The following is a 19,684-nucleotide window of genomic DNA, read 5'->3' on the forward strand; positions in this document are numbered from 1 at the left end:
CATTAATTAGGATAACCAGGATTCTGTTTCAATGCCGGGTTGGCGTTAAGCGCCGCGGTAGGGATAGGGAAAAGCATCCTGTACGATGGCGTAGTTTGTACAAAGCCGTGCGGCAACAGGAATTTGCCAAAACGGATCATATCCTGCCTGCGGTGGCCTTCCATGTTCAGCTCAAAACCGCGCTCGTCATAAATATTATCCAACGTAGGCGATCCTATATCTGTTAGCCCGGCGCGTTCCCTTACCTGGTTTAAGAATGGCGCGGCAGCTGCCGCGTTGCCTAACCGAACATTGCATTCCGCCTGCATTAACAACACATCAGCGTAACGGTATACCGGGAAATCGTTTGATTCGCCGCTGCCGTCAGATGGTTTTACCGGGAAAAATTTATCGTCCCTGATACCCTCATTAGGACCTGCACCCGGATCGATCAATGATGATACTTCCTTGCTGTAAGTAACGCCACCGGCCTGTGCCCCAACCAGGAATTGTTTTTTCCTGATATCGGCATTATCAAACTTATCATAATACTCAGATGGGATGATAGTACCATTCCAACCCGGGAAGCCGATAAGGGCGGTTCCATTCGGGCTGTTTAAACTCCTGATGGTGTATATATTACCGCTGATAACGTTTTGGGTGATGAACAAGGCCCAGATGGTTTCATCATTAGGGCATACATCGCCAAAAAGATCATAGTAGGAGTTACCCAACGCGCTGGCCGTATTGGCGCTTGCAGGGTGCAAGGCAAAACCACCCGATGCTACTTTATTGCAAGCGGCAAGCGCTTCGGCCCAATGGGCTGTTCCGGTATAAACTTCGGCATTTAAATAAACCTTAGCCAATACCATATAACCGGCCCATTTATTAAAACGACCATAATAAGCGCCGCCCCTGGTTTCAGACAGCAAATCAACATTGCCCTTCAACTCGCTAACAATAAAGTTGTAAATGGTAGCGCGTTTTTCCTGCGGAATTTTAGAGATATCGGTGTTGTTATCGGTATAAAAAGGTACATCACCAAAATCATCAATCAACAGGTAATACAACCAGGCACGCATCACTTTGGCCTCGGCGATCTTTGACGGATCGGCCTTGGCGGCGGTAAGCTGCGCTATAGAAAGGTTGGCGCTGTAAATGGTTGAGTAGGCCCAGTTCCAGGTATTGTTAATGATACCAAGACTTGGCAGTTCGGTACGGGTGTATAGCTGGGCAAAATCAAGCTGCCAGTCGCCGGTGTTGCGGTGCGGTATAACCTGTTCATCAGATGAGTAGCAGTTTAAATCGTACCAGCAGTTATCGCGGCCTGCGTAGTTTGAACCCCAGCTTCCCGTAATTTTTGCGTACACGCTTGCCAGCGCAACATCGGCACCGGCCGCTGTTGAATAAAATTGCGTGGCAGCGTATTTGTCGTACACGTTTTCGTTAACCTTGGTGCAGCTTGCAGCGCCAAGGGCAACAATTAACATACTAAAAAATATTTTTTTCATGATCCACTTATTTTAAAATAACATTTAAACCGATAGAGAAGGTCCTGGTACGGGGGTATATACCATAGTCCTGGGCTATTGAGCTGCCACCACTTGTATCCAACTCAGGGTCGATGCCTTTATATTTGGTAATAAGTGCAAGGTTTTGACCTGTTACCGATACGCGTAAAGCATTAATGTACTTCACGTTTTTTAGGTTGATGCGGTAACCGAACGATAGGTTTTCCCAACGTAAATAGTTGCCGCTCTCCAGCCAAAGGTCAGATCCGTATTGTGACGACTGGATACCCAGCGGTACAGCACTTTGCAGCACGTTTGATTTACCAAGGTTTTCTAACAAGCTCAAATCCTGGCGAAGACCGTTGTAGATCTTGTTGCCGCCAGAGCCGCGCCAAACCATTGATGCATCAAAGTTTTTGTAGGTAAAGCTTGGGGTAAAGGCATAAGAGTAGGTAGGTAAGCCCTGGCCTTCTTCGTAACGATCTTTACTTTGTGAACCCTGGTCAATAGTGCCGTTGTTGTCACGGTCAACCACGGTTTCGGCACTGTTGGCGTCTTTACCTTTGTGTTTCAGGATCAGGAAGGTACCAATTGGCTTGCCCACAACAAGGTAAGCGTTGCCGCCACCGCCCCAGCCAATGTAATTGGTAGGGATGTCATAACCCTCAATATTGCCACCTAATTTAAGTACCTTGTTTTTCATTAATGAACCGTTACCGGCAAGGATCAACGTAGTATTCGCGTTTTTAATAACCGCGTAGCTTAAGCTAAGTTCCAAACCGCGGGCCTGTAACGTACCCACGTTGGCTAATATATTGGTGGTTAAAAACGGGCCTTCTAAAGGAACGGTGTAGTTAAATAACAGGTTATCGGTATTGGCTGTGTATACATCAACAGATCCGTTAAACCTATCGTTGAACGAAGCAAAATCTAAACCTAAGTTGGCCTGTTTACGGGTTTCCCACTTTAAATTAGGGTTTGAGTTTTGATTAACCGAGTAGTTTGGTATGGTAGTACCACCAAAAAATACCGAACCTGCCTGCCCAACCAAAGCGATTGAGTTTTGCGGGCTAATACCTTGCTGGTTACCGGTAATACCGTAGCCAACACGCAGTTTAAGGCTGCTAAGGGCATGCTGATTTTTCATGAAACCTTCCTGGTCAATACGCCAGGCTAATGATGCCGATGGGAAATTACCCCATTTGTTATTTACCCCAAACACGGTTGAACCATCTCGCCTAAAACTGGCGGTTAACAGGTAACGGTTGTTATAAGAGTAGTTTACACGGCCTAAAAAGGAAACCAGTCTCCTGTCGTTTTTGTACGATGAAATATCGCCCTGCAAAACTTTAGAGATATCGCCTAATTGCAAAGCGTTGTAAGTAGCTATATCATTGATAAAGCCGCGGCCTTGTGCAAAGCTGCCGTTATAGGTTTGCGCCTGCCACTCATAAACGGAGGTCGCGTCTAAATGGCTTAAGCCAAAATCGGCTTTATAGCTCAGGTTAATGTCCATCAGCTTTTCGTCAACATGGTTGTTGGCAATGTTGGCGATGCCTTTGTTATCAATGGCGGTAGCTATGGTTGATGCTACCGGCGCGTAATAACCTGTGTTGGTATCCGTTTTTCTCCAGCTGCCAAACCATCCGGCCGACAGGCCTTTGTAGATATCAAGGTTAGCTGCTAAGCTACCGAACAGGTTATTGGTGTTTGCATTGTTTTGAACCGTTTTGGCAACCGCGTAGGGGTTAATGTACTGAAACACGTTGGGGTCGCTGTAATAGCTGCCATCGCTGTTAAATACAGGGTCGGTTGGCCTTGAAATGTAAGTGTTGCTGATTAAGTTTGATGTAAACGCGGCACGACCGATACCGATAGGGCTGTATACATTATCATTAATACCGCTGTTCACGTTCATGGTAAGCGTTAACTTATCATCCAACGCTTTTTGGGTAGCGGTTATCCGGCCAATGTATTTTTTATAGCTGGAATTAATCACGATACCAGTTTGGGTGATAGCACTCACCGATGCACGGTAGTTAAAACCATTGGTGCCCGAACCAAAAGCAAGGGTATGGTTTTGGGTTACACCGTTCCGGGTAAGCAGGTTAAACCAATCGGTACTGGAACCGTGGTTGGCAGATACATCTACCCCTTGTGCTTCGGCTTGTTTGGTCCAGCCGGCGGCATCTAACTCTTTCAGTTTTTTGGCGATCACATCCAGCGATGTATTTTCGGTGTATTCAACATTGGCTTTGCCTGCAACACCTTTTTTTGTGCTGATGATGATAACACCCGGTGCACCACGTGAACCGTAAATAGCGGTGGCAGATGCATCTTTCAAAATGTCGACAGAAGCGATCTCACTCGGCGGAACCTGGTTAAGCAGGTCCATATTGCCCTGGATGCCATCAACCACAACCAATGGATCATTACCGCCTTGCAGCGAAGTAATACCACGGATACGCACGGTTGGTGCAACACCGGGCTCGCTGCCTGTTTGGCTAATGCTTACACCTGCCGCTTTACCGGTTAATTGCTGTAAAGGGTTGGTAATAGGGCCTGGGTTTAAGTCTTTTGAACCTAAATTGGTTACAGCACCGGTTAAGTCTGATTTTTTAACCGATCCATAGCCTACAACCACAACTTCGGTTAATGATTTGGAGGCTGGCACCAGCGAAATTGTGCTGCTTTCATTGGCTTTGATCACACGCTCCTGCATATCGTAACCCACAAAGCTAACCTGTATAGTTACGGTTGGGGTATTGCCGGTGAGGCTGAATGAGCCGCTTACATCAGTAACGGTTGATTGATCTGTTCCCTTTACGTGCACAGTTGCGCCTGGTAATGGCTGGTTAAGCTCATCAACTACTTTGCCTTTGAATGTGCCTTTTTGAGCAAAAGCGATGGTAGCGCAAACTAAAAGTAGTACGGTCAAGCCATACTTAAATAAGTAAACTTTTTTCATTTAAAATTGGTTTTAAAAATTGGTTTGTTTCGAAATACTTTGGTGGGTAATTCCAAATCAAAGAAAAGAAGGGAAAACAGGCTAATCAATAGCCGGATAGGTCAATATAGAAAATATAGAGGAAATATGTTTTTTAATTAATTGATAATCAATTTATTATGTATTGTTGTAAATGAGGTCAATATAGATTTAAAAAGAGGTAATAAGTAGGTTATCGGCGTTATGTGGATGGCTTCTTATTATAATTACGTCATGTTATTGCGAGGCACGAAGCAATCGCATGCTATACAGGGTGGATCTGCAGAGTTCGCGATTGCTTCATGCCTACCCATAACAAGTCCACCATGTCATTGCGAGGAACGAAGCAATCGCATGCTATACAGGGCGGATCTGCACAGTTCGCGATTGCTCCGTTCCTCGCAATGACATAGAGTTTTATGTTGTCATTCCAACTTCAGAATTTCGCGAAATTTTACAACTCAGAATGACAGGGTGGAGAATATAGTTTTTATAACATTTTCCCCTTCCAGTACCAGGATTTAAAGAAAACAAACCGAAAATTTCCCGCCCCTCTATGCGGCGCAGTCGGAGAGGGGAAGACGGGCGAAGCCTCGTTGGGGTGAGTCGTCCCTTGGTTAGTTTACGCCGGATCTCAAATCTTACACCGCCTCAATCGCCATAATATGATCTTCAAACTCATCATTGGCGATGAACGATTTGTTTTTGATGCGGTTTTTGTAGGAGTATATGGTGTTTACCGAGTAGCCTAACAGTTTGGCAATCCTGTCATTATCATGGATGCCCATGCGGATGAGGGCGAAGATCCGGTGTTCGGTGCTTAGCAGCTGGCCATCGGCAATTGCTATCTTTTCATCGTTATGGAACAGGGCTTCAAACTTTTCAATAAAATCAGGAAACAGGGAAAGAAAAACCTTATCGAAGGTATGGAACAACTGGTGTCGCTCATTCTCCAGGTTAAGGCTTTTGATGGCTGCCTGGGCATCTTCGTACCGTTTGCTGCTTAGCTTTTTATCTAAGGATTTTTGGAAGCTTTCCAGTTTATCAATGTAGATGGAATTGATGTTAAAGTAATAGCCAATGTATTCGTTTTTGATTTTATTGGCGGTGCTTAAATTACGGTTAAGGCCTTCCAGGGCAATGTTACTTTCCTGCAAGGATACGTTGGCTTCCTTGATCAGGTTATCGGCAATGCGCAGTTTTTTAAGCTGACGGAAGATGATCACCGCGAACACTACCACAAAAAGCACCAGCACCGTAATAATAGAGGAGTAGATAAATAACGACCGCCGTTGCTGCTCGACCGTGCTGATGCGCTGGGCCTCGATGATAGGCAAAATGCTGCTGATGGTTACCTGCCGGTGGCGTGCGCCATAAAAGGTGGCATCGTCCATGGCTTGTTTTATGTAGATAAAGGCATTGTTGAGGTCGCCTTTTTTATATAGGAAATCGGCCAGTTTATAAATGGCCACGGTTTCTTTGGTGGCCGATTGCAGATCGGCAATGGCCGCCTGGATCAGTAACTCGATGGATTTATCCTGCATGCCTTTACGCTCGTAAATGTAGCTAAGCGAACAGGCGCTTACTGCAAACTGGTTGGGTGTAAGGTTTTTGAGCTGTAAAAGCGAGGCATAGTTTTTAACCCCATCTTCAAAATTGCCATTCCTGAGGTATTTTAAACCATTCAGCGCGAAATAATTATAGGTGCCAGGTGTGGCCAGGGACAAGGCAGAATCGATACATTGAACTCCTTTTGGGTTATAAATGGCCGAGTAATCTAAATTCCGGTCAAAGTCCGACAGGTCAAAATAGCTCCGGGCTTTCAGGAAATAATAGTCGACTTTATCATTGGTAGAAAGTAAACTTAGATCGATGCCGTTGAGCGTTTCCAATGTTTCCTTAAACATGCCCGATGAAATAAGCGTAAAGCCTAATTCCATTTTGGCAAAGGCCAGGCGGGAAGGGTCATGCAGTTCGGCAGCGGTCTGTTGCAGCTTTTTGGCGTAGCTATAAGCCGAATCGTAGCTGAAATTTTTATACTCGTTATAGAGTTGTTGATACAGATCGTACTTTTTGTTGATGTTGCTTACCTGGCCGGCTTGCTTTTTTATAGCCTCGATGCGGGAAAGTTTTTGCTGTACAAAGTTGTCTTTATCGGCCAAAACAACATTAAATTTATTCATCATCGAATCCGTAACCGGATTTTGGGCATGGCCCCGCGTTATAATCAGCAGTAATAAAAAGAATGCAGGAAATAACTTCGGCCTCATTTAAGCGTCTATGATAATTGGATCACCTCTAAAGATAGACAAACATATTAAATTATGCATTAGCTATATTGTATAAGCCGCCAAGGGTTTATGTATTATTTACGTTAGGTAAATTTAAGCTTAAAGCCGTTAATTTGGGTTTTAAAATGTAGAGACGCAATATTTTACGTCTCCCGCTATGCAGAGCCGTTTTACTGGAGGATAATCTCAGAAATGCCGGATTTGAACGCCGGAGACGCAAAATATTGCGTCTCTACATAAAAATATTAACGCCCATGAAAGATATCCCAGTACATCAACTAAAAGAACGCGCCACATCCGGGCTTGAGATCCACCGTTTTTTGGAGGGTGATATGCCCAAAGCCGATGAACCGCTGGGCGCCCATCGGGACGATCATTACCTGTTCTTTTTGCTGGAAGGTGGTTTGGCTTCTATGATGAATGATTTCCAGGAGGTGCATTTTGAAGCGTCGCAGCTTTATTATGTACTGCCCGGCCAGGTACATCACCGCATTAAAAATTTTGAAGCCTTTGGCTGGTTCATCGCCGTTGATACCATGCTGCTTTCGCCCGATTACCGCAGCATTTTTGAAAATCAGCTCATTATGCAGCAACCTTACCGGCTTACCGATGTACAGCTTAATCAGTGTAAAAACCTGTTAAACCTGCTTTACGAGAAATATTGCGAAGACGAAAGCAGGACATTTTATTTGCCCGTGGTACACTCGCTGCTGCAATCGTTTTTGGGGATGGCGGCCTGTTGCTTTAGCCATACGGGCAACCAGCGTTTAATGACCTCGCGCCCGGTGCAGTTGGCACAGCAATTTAAAAAGTTACTGGTTGAGCATGTGCGCGAGGTAAAAAGCCCCTCGGCTTACGCCAATATGCTCAACGTATCTGAAACTTACCTTAACGAAGCGTTAAAAAAAGTAACAGGAATGTCGGTGAGTTACTGGATTCAGCAGGAATTATTATTAGAGGCTAAACGCCTGCTGTATTACAGCCAGATGAATGTTAAAGAAATTGCCCATACGCTGGGATACGATGACCACGCCTATTTTTCGCGCCTGTTTAAAAAGACGGAGGGGAGTACACCACTTTCATTTCGGAAGGGTTACCGTAAATAGTCCAATCATTACCGTAACTATGCCATTGTATCTGGTATGATTTGCACCTTTCTTTGTGTTAACAAAATTAACACACCATGGAAACATCCACTATATATAAAATTAAAAGAACGGTTGATAAGCTGTTTGATCAGAGGCTGCAAAGCGGCCGTGTGTTGGAAGTAAGGTGCTGGGAACCCTGCACCTTAATTGAAATTGACCTGCACTTGCCGCAGCTTGATATGTCCCAATGGCAGGAGATCCCTTACATTAAATTTAAGGTTGACGGCCTTACCTTCCGCGATTATACCCCATCTGGCTGGGATGCCGAAACCTGTACCTGCACCATTTTTGTTGATGCCGCGCATAATGGTCCGGGCAGCAGCTGGGCAAGGCTGTTAAAAAAGGGCGATACGGTGAGCTACCTGAAAACAGGTACTACCAATCAAAAGCCCGCGCCAACATCGGCCATTGTAGCTTTGGGCGATGAAAGCAGCATGGGGCACTTTTTGGCCCTGCAAAAAATGGTTTTGCCGCATACCCGTTTTTCGGGTAGTATAGTGATAGGCAATGAGCAGCACCGTAAGCTCTTCCATGAATACTTTTGGACGCCATTGGAACCCGTAGCCCGCAAAGATGTTTACGGTCATCAAAGTTTGATGGAGTGGGTGATCGGTCAGCGGTACACTTTAGAAAATACCGTATTTTACCTTGCTGGAAACAACACCATGGTTGCGCAATTGAGGAAACTGTTGCGCGGGCAAGGTTATCCATCAGGACAGATCAAAGTACAGGGCTTTTGGGATTAAGGCTGCCAGCCAACCTGTTAACAATAACTTAACCTCCTACAGCGGCAAATATTTGTTAAATTTGAGTAACAAGAAAAATTTAACCGCTATGGCAAAGTTTTTTGATGATATTCAGCCGCAGCACCAGGTGTTTATTGAGAAGCAGAAAATGTTTTTTGTAGCATCGGCCCCGCTTGCGGCAAACGGGCATGTAAACCTTTCGCCCAAGGGGATTGACAGTTTTAAAGTTTTAAGCCCATCAAAGGTTGCCTATATGGATCTTACCGGGAGCGGCAACGAAACATCGGCCCATATTTTAGAAAACGGGCGGATCACCTTTATGTTCTGCGCTTTTGACGGCCCTCCTACTATTATGCGCTTATTTGGTAAGGGCTATACCGTATTGCCGGACGATGAAGAATGGGAGCAACTGGCCCCTAATTTTCAAATCCTGCTGGCAACAAGGCAAATTATTGTGGCCGATATTTACCAGGTGCAAACCGCCTGCGGTTTCAGCGTGCCCTACTATACCTATGAAGGCGAACGCGACCAGGCCTATAAATGGGCTGACAATAAAGGCCCCGAAGGACTGGAAGCTTACAAACAAGAAAAGAACCTGCAAAGTTTGGATGGTTTGCCTACAGCACTTGCTTAAAGCGATGTTTTCTTAAAAACAGCAGCTAAAATATCCACAGCTTCCCGCATTTCCTTTTCATTGAGCGATGCAAAACCTAAGCGCACATATTGACGACCGGGGCTGTTATCATAAAAATAATCCCGGCCATCGGCAATGGTAAGGCCCATCGCGGCCGCCTTTTCGGCTACTTCGGCGGGATTAAAACCATCGGCATATTTTACCCAAACGGCAAAGCCGCCATCCGGGATTTTAAAATCCAGGTATTGGCGAAGGTGTTCTTTTAGTAAGCTGCAAAGCAGGTCGCGCCGTTCGTGGTATAGCTTGTTGGCCTTTTTCAGGTGCCGGCCTATGTCACCATTTTTTAGCAGGTTGGCAATAGCTTCTTCAAGCAGGTGTTCTCCCTGCCGGTCAATCATTTTACGCAGGCGAATAGTTTGAGTTAGCAGGTTTGCCGGCGCAATCATAAAGCCAATACGGATGCCCGGCGCAATGGTTTTACAAAACGAGCCTACATAAATTACACTGCCATCATAATCGGCACTGGCCAACGGCAGTATGGGGCTGCTGGCGTAGTGGAAATCGTAATCGTAATCGTCCTCAATAATGGCAAACCTGTATTTGCGGGCCAGTTCCAGCAAACGCATGCGCCGTTCTGCACTTAAAGTTACCGTAGTAGGGCGGTGGTGATGGGGGATCACGTATACCAGTTTTACTTTTTTCTGTCGGCATATAGCCTCTACAGCATCCAGGCTAATGCCATGTTCGTCAATGGGTACCAAATGCAGTTTGGCCGCGGCCTGTTCAAAGGTTTCATTAGCGCCGGGATAACCAGGATCGGCGGCTATCACCACGTCGTTTTTGTTTAACAGGATCTGGGCACAAAGGTAAATAGCCATTTGTGAGCCCTTGGTTATTAAAATATCGGTAGCGCTTACCTGTAGCCCGCGGGTTTCGCCCAGGAAACGGGCCAGTTCGGAACGCAGGTTTATTGATCCTTGTTCTGGTCCGTAGGTTAAGTACTGTTGCGTAAAATGATAATTGGCAAAGCGTCGGTATTCGCGCACTAATAATTCAACAGGCGCAAGCCGCGTATCGGGGAAGCCATCGTCAAATACAAGCGTGCGGGGTTTATCGGTCTGGAAAAGATCGGGGTAGGGCACTTTCTCGGTCACCTCAAAAAGGGTTTTATCGGGATAAGTATTTCTCTTTACCGCTGTGCTGATAGCCCTTGGCGATACATCGGGCAGGTTTTTGGCCACAAAAATGCCTTTGCGCGGATAAACATCAACCCAGCTTTGCGCATACAATTCATCATAAGCAGCCACTACTGTTTTGCGGTGAACTTTTAACAATGTAGCTAAAACCCTGCTGCTGGGCAGGGCGGTGCCCGGTTTTAAAGTGCCCTGCCTGATGTGGCCTATAATGCCATTGCAAATTTGCAGGTACACCGCTACCTGCGCGTTTTTATCTACCGTGATCAACCCGCTTGTAAATAACATAACTGGACTATCTTGTTTATACTTACTGGACTATAAAGATAGGCCAACGTATGCGTAATTTTATATCAGCAAATAAAAAAGATATGCAACTCATTAAAAATTATTCGTTCCCATCCGTTGCTTTAAGACTGGCGCTGGCTACCAGTTACCTGTGGGAAGTGGCAGATCGCCTTGGTTTTTTAGGCGCACATGGCCAGCCACACGTAGGCTGGGGCGATTGGCAACACTTTTTAGATTACGCCCGCCAGGTAATGGCATTTTTACCTGCGGGTGTTATTCCAACCCTGGCTGTATTGGCAACTATTGGCGAGGCCGCTATCGGGCTATTACTGCTAACAGGTTTGTTCACCCGTATTGCGGCGTCCTTAAGCTGCCTGCTGAGTTTGGCGTTCGCGCTATCAATGGCTATCGCCTTCGGCTTTGATTCGCCTGTGGGATATTCGGTTTTTACCGTGAGCGCGGCGAGCCTGCTGCTGGCTACTTTACCCGAATACAAATGGAGTATCGATTCATTAATCAATAAAAACTAATATCGCCATGACATCTATCAATCAACAAAAAGCACCCACCTTATGGGTTATCATAGCGTTTGCTACCGTTTATATTGTTTGGGGTTCTACCTATTTTTTTATCCAGATGGCTGTGCATGGCTTTCCGCCTATGTTGATGGGCGCATTACGTTATACAACCGCCGGGCTGTTAATGCTGGGTTGGTGCGCCATTAAAGGCGATAAGATCTGGGTTAAAAAAGATGTGATCAACTCGGGTATCAGCGGCTTGATCATGCTGTTTGTAGCTACCGGGATTGTCATTTGGGTTGAGCAAACTTTACCCAGTGCTATGGTGGCTATCACCGTATCGGCAGGGCCAATATGGTTTGTAGCTTTGGATAAATTAAACTGGCGCGTAAATTTTAAAAGCAGAGCGACCATTGGTGGGCTGGTAATCGGTTTCGCCGGAGTGATTCTCTTATTTGGCGAGCAGGTAAGCAAAGCTCTTGCCGGAGGCCATTCGGCACCTACATTTTTGGGGATGTTATTATTAGTTTTTGGGCCGGTGGCATGGTCGGCAGGGTCACTATACTCAAAACGTAACGCAACCACCGGGCCGGCCCGCTTAAATACCGCGTGGCAAATGATCATAGCGGGCATTGCGTTTATTCCCGCGGGCATGGCTCATCACGAGTTTAATGGCTTTAGTTTAATGAACGTACCTGCCCATTCATGGTGGGCTATTGTTTACCTTATCCTGTTTGGGTCTATCGGTGCTTTTAGCGCTTACATTTGGCTGCTGCAGGTACGGCCGGCAACACAGGTAAGCACACACTCGTATGTAAACCCGGTTATCGCGGTGCTATTGGGCGTATTGTTTGCCGGCGAACAGATCTCGTCATTGCAGATCATTGGCCTGGTAGTGATACTACTTAGCGTGTTGCTCATCAACCTAACAAAATACCGTAAAACAAACACTGCAAAAAAGGCAATCCCAATAAGCGTCGACCTGGAACAGGGGAAAAACTTATTAGCAAAAGCTTGTTGATAGTAAGTTTTTTAGATGGATAACCTATAGGCTCAGCTATAGGTTATCCATTGATCGCCAAAGTGGAGGATTGTCTCTTATTAGGTTCAAATGTTCAATTACCTCTTCAATTTCGGCAACGGTAAGCGAGCGTTCGCCGCCGGTGTATGAAAAAACATTTGCCGGGGTTTCAAAGGCAATGAACCCCAGGTAGTCGGGGTCGTTTATTTTATCCAGGTGCAACGTACTTTCCTTCTTTAAAGCCTGTTGCGGATTGCCCTTGGCCCTGTCGATAAACAGGCTATAAGTATAAGTGATAACCGGGTGGCCGTCAAGATGGGCGTCTGTATCCGGGATCGCCATCATATGGAGATCATTGTTTAGCGTGAAAAAGATAGGTTTCATAATAGAAGTGTATTAAAACGCAACATTGTAAAAAGTAAATGGTTTCTATAAGGCCTGTTTATTTATGAAGAGCCTATAATTATGTATTATCAATTGATAATAATGGCTTGCCTGTCGCAACTATACCCTTAAAATGTATGTAATGGCCTTTGGATATGGTAATGATGATGTATAATTTAGGGTATTAAAATTATACATATGGAAACAGGAAATAACGCCGAAAAAATCAGCATCAAGGAAACAACCAAAGTGATAGATGCTAAATATTCACATCTGGATGGATCGACCTTTGTGATGCTGAAGATGAGCAACGCAAGTTTTAACGATGTCGACCTGAGCCACCTTAAAATTGTAAATGCCAATTTAAGCGACCTGGAAATTGAGGGTGCGCAATTAGGCGGTGCCTACATCCACAATATAGGTGTGCCACCCAAAGGCCACCCTGCTTATGACGAAAAGGTAAAGCAGCGGCCCTTGCGTTTTGAGGATTGCGAGCTGAGCGGCAGTACCATTATCGATTGTAATTTAAGCGGCGTAGTTATCAACGATTGCAATACCATGGGGATGACCATTAACGGTATTTTGGTTGATGATTTGCTTAAAAAATATCAGCAGTAAAAATAATTGAATAAATATGGTACTATGTATTGTATAGTACTGTGTTTTGTATTAGCTTTGTGATGAAACTCAACTAAAAATTATTCATCATGAAAAAAATACACTATTTAATTGCCATGGCGGGCATAATTCTGCTGGCAACAGCATGCCGTTTTGGAGGCAGGCATACCACCATTATTGAAAACGCCAATGGTAACACCGTGAAGATTGAATATCGCGGGCAGATCTATTTTACTGAAGATGGCACTGGCATTAAATTTATCACCCCGCATGGATCAGTAAAATACAGCCATAACGACGACGACCTGGTTGCCGAAAACGATAACGGCCGAATCATTTATGAAATAAACGGTGGTGGCAAACAAACCCAGCTTGACGAAGGTGGCAAAGCCTTTTTAGCAAGCGCAGTAAGGGAGATGATTAAAAGAGGGCATAACGCGGATGGAGGGAGATGATTTGAAAATTTGAGAATGTGGCGAGTCTCCCGGATTAACAATGCTATAGATTATACTTATCAGATCAATTTTCAAATTCTCAAATTCTCAAATTATATTCATTCTCAAATTGAATTTCAGTGTACAAAATACACAATTGTGCTTTAGCGTATCAAAATGAAATTTTAGCACCAAAAAAGTTGGTGTAACTATTTGATTATTAATGATATTTGTAGATTTTTTAACTGCTATTAAACCGTATCAAATAGCTAATAAATCATTACATGTCAATTATTTATAACGCTTCTTATTTGCTTTATTCAATTTAACTTTCTTAATTTGGAACACCGGAATCGCTTCCTGATTGGCGATTTGTAAACCGGTATGCCAATTAAGCTAAACCATGAATATAAAAGCATTGTTTGCCTGTTTTTTAGCAGGTGGTTTATTACAGTCTCCGCTGGTTAACGCCCAGGTAAAGGCTCCTTTTTCAACCCAGAATAAAAAAGTAAAAGTTATAGTATCTGATAACGAACCAGGCATGCGGTTTAAAAATACCGAAACCCTGAAGTTTGAAGATAGTCCGCAACCAGGCGAAACCGAGGTATCAGTTTTTGTCGATCCGGCAAAATCATTCCAAACCATGCTGGGGGTTGGTGGTGCCTTAACCGATGCCGCTGCCGAAACTTTTTACAAGTTACCTAAGGATAAACAAAAGGAACTTTTAACAGCTTACTACGATAAGGATAAAGGCATTGGCTATACCGTGGCCCGTACCAATATCCAGAGTTGCGATTTTTCGAGCGAAAGCTACGGCTATATTAAAGAAGGTGATGCCTCACTAAAATCATTTAACATCAGCCATGACAGGGCTTACCGCATCCCTTTTATAAAAGCCGCGATGGCTGCCGCCGGCGGTAAACTTACCTTGTTTGCTTCACCATGGAGCCCGCCTGCGTTTATGAAGGATAATAACAGTTTGCTGCATGGCGGTAAGTTGTTACCTAAATACTACCAAAGCTGGGCAAATTTTTATGGTAAGTTTATAAGGGCTTATGAAAACGAAGGCATCCCGGTTTGGGGCTTATCCGTACAAAACGAGCCAATGGCCTCACAAAGCTGGGAGTCATGTAAATACACTGCCGAAGAGCAACGCGATTTTGTAAAGAACTTTTTAGGCCCAACCCTGGCTAAACAAGGTTTAAGCAGCAAAAAACTGATTGTTTGGGACCATAACCGCGATTTATTGTACCAACAGGCCAGTACCATTTTAGAAGATCCTGCCGCCGCCAAATACATTTGGGGTGTTGGTTTTCACTGGTATGAAACATGGACAGGTGCCGGTCAGCAGTTTGAATCGCTAAGGCGCACCCACGAGGCTTTCCCTAATAAAAACCTCATTTTTACTGAAGGCTGTATCGAAAAATTTGATTTTGCAAAGATCAATGACTGGGCGTTAGGTGAAAGGTATGGTTTATCCATGATCAACGATTTTAACGCCGGTACCGTAGCCTGGACCGACTGGAACATCTTGCTTGATGAAAAAGGCGGACCAAACCACGTGGGCAACTTCTGTTTTGCACCGGTACATGCCGATCTGCGTAATGGAAGCCTCATTTACACCAGCTCATTTTATTACCTGGGTCATTTCAGCAAATATATTCACCCCGGTGCAAAACGTGTAGCAGCGGTAGCCAGCAGGGATAAATTATTAACTACTGCTTATTTAAACCCCGATGGTAAGTTAGCCGTAGTAGTAATGAACAACACCGACGAAAAAATTGACTATAGCTTATGGATAAAAGGTAAAGCTGCCAAAACAACCAGCCAGCCTCACTCTATAGCTACCCTTATAGTAGAATAAAGATCTTTTAATAATCAACTAAATCTCAGATGTATGGTGGATCATTTATGGTCCACCATTATCATTACCGGGAAATGGTCTGACGGAAGTTTAGCCTCGTATTTCTGCGTTGTTTTGTTCAAAGCACGGTAGCTATCGGTAAGGATGCCATACCTGGTTACTTTAAAATCCTTGCTTAAAAAAATATGATCGATACGGCCTTTTGATTTTTCTTCGGCGTTAAACGCGTTGAATGTACCGCTCTCGGCGTATTTTAAAGGCGAGAGCTCATACGCGTCTTTCAGTTTGTCCGAAGTATTAATTACCGCGTAGCTATCCGATGTTTCATCTACATTAAAATCGCCCGATAATATTACCGGTTCATTGGCGGTTATTACTTTAATTTTTGCCAATACCAGTTTGGCACTTTCGCGGCGGGCAACAACCCCTATGTGGTCCATATGCAGGTTAAAGTAGTAAAACTTATACCCGGTTTTTATTTCCTGGAACGATCCCCACGAGCAAATGCGCGGCAATACGGCGTCCCATCCTTTGTTTGGCCTGTCGATAATGGTTGATAGCCAGAAATCGCCATGTTTTAACAGTTTGAACTTACTTGTTTTATAAAATATGGCCGAAAACTCTCCGGCCGTTTTACCATCGTCACGACCGATGCCGGTATAAGCATAGCCAGGCATAGCTTTGGTTAAATCATTTAGCTGATGAACCAAACCTTCCTGCGTGCCAAAGATGTCGAAATCATGAAATTGAATAAGTTTAGCAACAACCGGCAGGCGCTGTTTCCAGCCATTGCCATGTAACGAATCGTCGTTAGTGGAGTTATCATTACGTAAGTTATAGGTAGCCACGGTAAAATGCTGGGCAAAAGCATAGGTACACGATAATAGCGCGAACGCCAAAACAAACAGGATCTTTTTCATAGGAGGATATATATTACCGCCGGCGAAAATAGCAGGTTAGTATTAATTAACCGTTAAGTAACAGATTTGTAGGGGAGGGGGAGTGATGTAACTTTATTGCTTAAGTCATCCCTTCGTGTGGTGACGACCAGCAATGTGTGAGGTTCGTCATCCAACGTTTCTGTTTTTAATGTCAGGTTTTAAAATGATGGATGGTTGTTTTTGTTTTATTGAACACTGTTCAATAACTTTGTCCTGGTTTTAAATTAAATCCAACCATCATGAAAAAAGCATTGATCACAGGTGCCAGCGGAGGCATCGGGCTCGAAGTAGCCCGGCAGCTGGCTCAACAGCATTACCAGGTAACGCTGGTAGCCCGTAACAGGAACCGCCTCGAACAGGCGTTAAGCAGTTTAAATGGTAGCGGCCACACTATCCTGGTTGCTGATCTGAACAATATGGAAGACCTGCAAAAGCTGGCAGCGCATCTCGGAACTGAAAAGTACGATGTTCTCATCAACAATGCAGGTACAGGCACTTACGGCAAGTTTACCGATATCCCGCTGGAAGACCAGCTGGCCACTATGCAACTCAATATGCAGGCTTTGGTAACCCTGTCTTATAGCTTTTTACAGCATGCTGTTGCAGGAGATTCGCTGATCAATATCGGCTCGCTGCTTGCCCATTCTTCGCTGCCTGGGGGTTCTGTATATGCAGCCACCAAGAGTTTTGTTGCTAACTTTTCAGAATCGCTGTGGTATGAATTCAAACCGAAAGGCATTTACGTGGCGGGCTTTAATCCAGGCGCGGCAAACTCAGACTTTCATGCGCATGCGGGCAAGCAAACGAGCGACTTTCCTGAGTTCGTTGTCTCTTCCGTAGAAGATGTTGCTACTGAACTTGTAAGAGCGTTGCAAAAAAGGCAAAAGCCAAGAGTGGTGCAGGGCTGGAAAAACCGGTTCATGCTGTTCGGGTTCAAGTTATTGAACAGAAAGACCGCGGTGAGCATCATGGGCAAGATTAGCCCTGGAATGCAGAATTAAGCAGAAATACCATGCGGAATTTGGCCACACGAGTGGCGATCATATATTTGTATCCTATAATAATCTAAAAATGGGCATAGCAGAAAGAAAACTAAGAGAGAAGCAGGAAATGCACAAACGCATTCTTAACGGCGCGCGTAAGATATTTTTAGAGAAAGGTTATGAAAAAGCCAGCATGCGCAATATCGCCGCTGAAATCAGTTACAGCCAGGGTTCACTTTATTTTTATTTCAAAGATAAGAGTGAGATTTTTCACGAATTGCATAAAGAGGGGTTCCGGCTGCTGCTTAACCAGTTAAAAGTACTGGACAAGGTAGCTGATCCATTTGAGCGTTTAAAGGCTTCCGGGCGCGTTTTTATTCAATTCGCGCAGGAGAACAAAGATTATTATAACCTGATGTTCATTGTTGACGAACCGGTCAAAGATTCCCTTTCCGAAGGGTTTCAAATCGCTGAAGAAGCGATCAGTTATATGCATGGCATGGTACAGGAATGCCAGCAGAAAGGGAAGTTCAAAGATCTGGATACCGAATATTTTACTTTCCTGATCATCTCTGTGGTTCACGGCATCTGTGCGCTTTTTTGCAAACACCGCAATAAAAGCTTTGTCGGCAAGTCGAATGAAGAGCTGATGCAGAACGGGTATGAGTCTTTTGTTGCGCTGCTCGAAAAGAGTTAGCCTTTTTTTTAATATATTATTGAACAGTGTTTAAAATTATAACAATGATTAAAAATGAAATTTAAAAGTCAAATATTTTATCAGCTTTTGCTTTTATCGTCAGCCCTACTGGCTGCACCCTATGCAAAAGCCCAGGGCAAGCTGGATGAGTATATCCGGCAGGGCCTTGCCTCTAATGAGAGTATCAGGCAGCAAAACTTTGTACTCGAAAAAAATATCTACGCACTAAAGGAAGCTAAGAGCATGTTCCTGCCTGATGTTACTTTTTCAACTAACTATACCAAAGCCGATGGCGGGCGCACCATAGATTTTCCTACAGGTGACCTGCTCAACGGTGCTTATGCCACACTGAACCGGCTAACAGGAAGCAATTCATTTCCACAGCTACAAAATCAGCGTATCCTGCTCAATCCGGATAATTTTTATGATGCAAAGCTTCGCACAAGTCTCCCCATCTTAAATGCAGAGCTTATTTATAATAAACGGATCAAACAGCAGCAGGTGGATCTGCAAAAAACTGAAGTGCTGCTTTACAAACGCGAATTGGTTAAAGAGATCAAAACGGCCTACTATAGCTATTTAAAAGCTACCAGCGCAACCAGTATCTACGAATCTTCGCTGCGGCTTGTTGAAGAAGGACTGCGGATCAATACCAAACTGTACAACAACAGCAAGGTAAACCGAACAGTGGTACTTAGAAGCGAAAATGAAGTGTCCAGGATTAACGCCTCACTTATTACGGCCACTAAAACTGCTGAGTCTGCGCGCTACTACTTCAACTTTCTGCTGAACCGGCCATTGACGGACAGTGTACAGTTAGATAACATCACCGAACTGCCTTCACAAGATCAAAGCTTGGGTAATAACGTTGGCGGCCGGGAGGAACTGTCTAAACTCAGGATCGCGAAAGACATCAACGGCAACCTTACCGGGCTTGCCAAATCTTATCTTATCCCCAAGGTCGGCACCTATCTTGATCTGGGTTCACAAGCCTTCGACTGGCAGGTTAACAGACAGAGCAAGTATTATTTTCTGGGTGTTTCCCTCGAATGGAACTTATTTTCCTTTGGCAAGCATAGTAACCGAATCAAACAAACCCTTTCAGACCAGCAGGCACTTGCCTCGCAAACGGATTATGTGCAGCAACAACTGCTTACCGAATTGAAGGTAAGGCAATCTGGTATGCAGAGTGCGATAGCGCAGTATAACGCTGCCCAATCCCAACTAAAGACCAGCCAGACCTACTACAATGATGAGCTGAAGTTATACAAACAAGGAATGGCTATTTACATAGAACTGCTGGATGCACAAAACCAGTGGATAGATGCGCAGCTTAACGCCAATATTGCCCTTTACGATACCTGGATCGCCAATACGGCCATCGAACGTGCCAACGCCAGTTTCACTATTCAACAATAAAAACATCATGAAAAACCCCGAAGGGCTCT

At 44.5% G+C, this 19,684-nt stretch carries 17 protein-coding genes; 11 read left to right on the forward strand and 6 right to left on the reverse strand.

Features of this window, described 5'->3' with window-relative positions:
* Positions 1-2 precede the first annotated feature (2 nt).
* The 3 genes from FHS10_RS17720 to susR form a co-directional block, all read right to left on the reverse strand.
* Positions 3-1,490, reverse strand: coding sequence for a RagB/SusD family nutrient uptake outer membrane protein (locus FHS10_RS17720; RefSeq protein WP_259093007.1), 1,488 nt, complete (start codon positions 1,488-1,490; stop codon positions 3-5).
* A 7-nt stretch (positions 1,491-1,497) separates the two neighbouring features.
* Positions 1,498-4,458: a SusC/RagA family TonB-linked outer membrane protein gene (locus tag FHS10_RS17725; protein ID WP_259093010.1), complete on the reverse strand. Its 2,961-nt coding sequence runs from the start codon at positions 4,456-4,458 to the stop codon at positions 1,498-1,500.
* A gap of 659 nt (positions 4,459-5,117) precedes the next feature.
* On the reverse strand, positions 5,118-6,746 hold the full coding sequence (susR, locus tag FHS10_RS17730) for a SusR family glycan utilization regulator (protein ID WP_259093012.1): 1,629 nt from the start codon (positions 6,744-6,746) through the stop codon (positions 5,118-5,120).
* Positions 6,747-7,021: 275 nt separating this feature from the next.
* Here susR and FHS10_RS17735 point away from each other — a divergent pair, with 275 nt between their 5' ends.
* The 3 genes from FHS10_RS17735 to FHS10_RS17745 all read left to right on the forward strand — a co-directional run bounded on the left by FHS10_RS17735 (position 7,022) and on the right by FHS10_RS17745 (position 9,295).
* Positions 7,022-7,873, forward strand: coding sequence for a helix-turn-helix domain-containing protein (locus FHS10_RS17735; protein ID WP_259093014.1), 852 nt, complete (start codon positions 7,022-7,024; stop codon positions 7,871-7,873).
* 77 nt (positions 7,874-7,950) lie between these two features.
* Positions 7,951-8,661 (forward strand): siderophore-interacting protein, encoded by a 711-nt coding sequence (locus FHS10_RS17740; protein WP_259093016.1) that lies wholly within the window; start codon positions 7,951-7,953, stop codon positions 8,659-8,661.
* An 88-nt stretch (positions 8,662-8,749) separates the two neighbouring features.
* Positions 8,750-9,295 (forward strand): pyridoxamine 5'-phosphate oxidase family protein, encoded by a 546-nt coding sequence (locus FHS10_RS17745; RefSeq protein ID WP_259093019.1) that lies wholly within the window; start codon positions 8,750-8,752, stop codon positions 9,293-9,295.
* On the opposite strand, the gene pdxR is transcribed toward FHS10_RS17745, so the two are convergent.
* On the reverse strand, positions 9,292-10,776 hold the full coding sequence (gene pdxR / locus FHS10_RS17750; RefSeq protein ID WP_259093022.1) for a MocR-like pyridoxine biosynthesis transcription factor PdxR: 1,485 nt from the start codon (positions 10,774-10,776) through the stop codon (positions 9,292-9,294). The two genes, FHS10_RS17745 and pdxR, sit on opposite strands and share 4 nt — an antisense overlap.
* An 83-nt stretch (positions 10,777-10,859) precedes the next feature.
* Between pdxR and FHS10_RS17755 the strand changes: the two genes are divergently transcribed.
* Positions 10,860-11,306 carry a DoxX family membrane protein gene (locus FHS10_RS17755; protein WP_259093024.1) on the forward strand — a complete coding sequence of 149 codons (447 nt, stop codon included), beginning with the start codon at positions 10,860-10,862 and terminating at the stop codon, positions 11,304-11,306.
* 7 nt (positions 11,307-11,313) lie between these two features.
* Complete coding sequence (locus FHS10_RS17760; RefSeq protein WP_259093025.1) at positions 11,314-12,315, forward strand: EamA family transporter; 1,002 nt, start codon at positions 11,314-11,316, stop codon at positions 12,313-12,315.
* Positions 12,316-12,351: 36 nt separating this feature from the next.
* Here the strand turns inward: FHS10_RS17760 and FHS10_RS17765 are convergent, their stop codons facing one another.
* The gene (locus tag FHS10_RS17765; protein ID WP_259093026.1) at positions 12,352-12,699 is read right to left on the reverse strand and encodes a hypothetical protein; all 348 of its coding nucleotides are present in this window, start codon (positions 12,697-12,699) and stop codon (positions 12,352-12,354) included.
* 198 nt (positions 12,700-12,897) lie between these two features.
* Here FHS10_RS17765 and FHS10_RS17770 point away from each other — a divergent pair, with 198 nt between their 5' ends.
* From FHS10_RS17770 to FHS10_RS17780, 3 genes are all read left to right on the forward strand, one after another.
* A complete protein-coding gene (locus FHS10_RS17770) occupies positions 12,898-13,317 on the forward strand; it encodes a pentapeptide repeat-containing protein (RefSeq protein ID WP_259093027.1) in 420 nt (139 codons plus the stop codon).
* 89 nt (positions 13,318-13,406) lie between these two features.
* Complete coding sequence (locus tag FHS10_RS17775) at positions 13,407-13,772, forward strand: hypothetical protein (RefSeq protein WP_259093028.1); 366 nt, start codon at positions 13,407-13,409, stop codon at positions 13,770-13,772.
* Between the two features lie 382 nt (positions 13,773-14,154).
* Positions 14,155-15,615, forward strand: a complete 1,461-nt coding sequence (locus FHS10_RS17780; protein WP_259093029.1) for a glycoside hydrolase family 30 protein — start codon at positions 14,155-14,157, stop codon at positions 15,613-15,615.
* A 41-nt stretch (positions 15,616-15,656) separates the two neighbouring features.
* Here FHS10_RS17780 and FHS10_RS17785 read toward each other — a convergent pair whose 3' ends face one another.
* Entirely contained in the window at positions 15,657-16,535 is an 879-nt protein-coding gene (locus FHS10_RS17785; protein WP_259093030.1) for an endonuclease/exonuclease/phosphatase family protein, read from the reverse strand.
* A 260-nt stretch (positions 16,536-16,795) separates the two neighbouring features.
* Between FHS10_RS17785 and FHS10_RS17790 the strand changes: the two genes are divergently transcribed.
* The 3 genes from FHS10_RS17790 (at position 16,796) to FHS10_RS17800 (ending at position 19,655) form a co-directional block, all read left to right on the forward strand.
* The gene (locus tag FHS10_RS17790; protein WP_259093031.1) at positions 16,796-17,557 is read left to right on the forward strand and encodes an SDR family NAD(P)-dependent oxidoreductase; all 762 of its coding nucleotides are present in this window, start codon (positions 16,796-16,798) and stop codon (positions 17,555-17,557) included.
* A 70-nt stretch (positions 17,558-17,627) separates the two neighbouring features.
* Complete coding sequence (locus FHS10_RS17795; RefSeq protein WP_259093032.1) at positions 17,628-18,236, forward strand: TetR/AcrR family transcriptional regulator; 609 nt, start codon at positions 17,628-17,630, stop codon at positions 18,234-18,236.
* Between the two features lie 54 nt (positions 18,237-18,290).
* Complete coding sequence (locus FHS10_RS17800; protein WP_259093035.1) at positions 18,291-19,655, forward strand: TolC family protein; 1,365 nt, start codon at positions 18,291-18,293, stop codon at positions 19,653-19,655.
* Positions 19,656-19,684: the final 29 nt, after the last annotated feature.

The sequence above is a fragment of the Mucilaginibacter dorajii genome (assembly GCF_024808255.1).
Lineage (GTDB): Bacteria > Bacteroidota > Bacteroidia > Sphingobacteriales > Sphingobacteriaceae > Mucilaginibacter > Mucilaginibacter dorajii.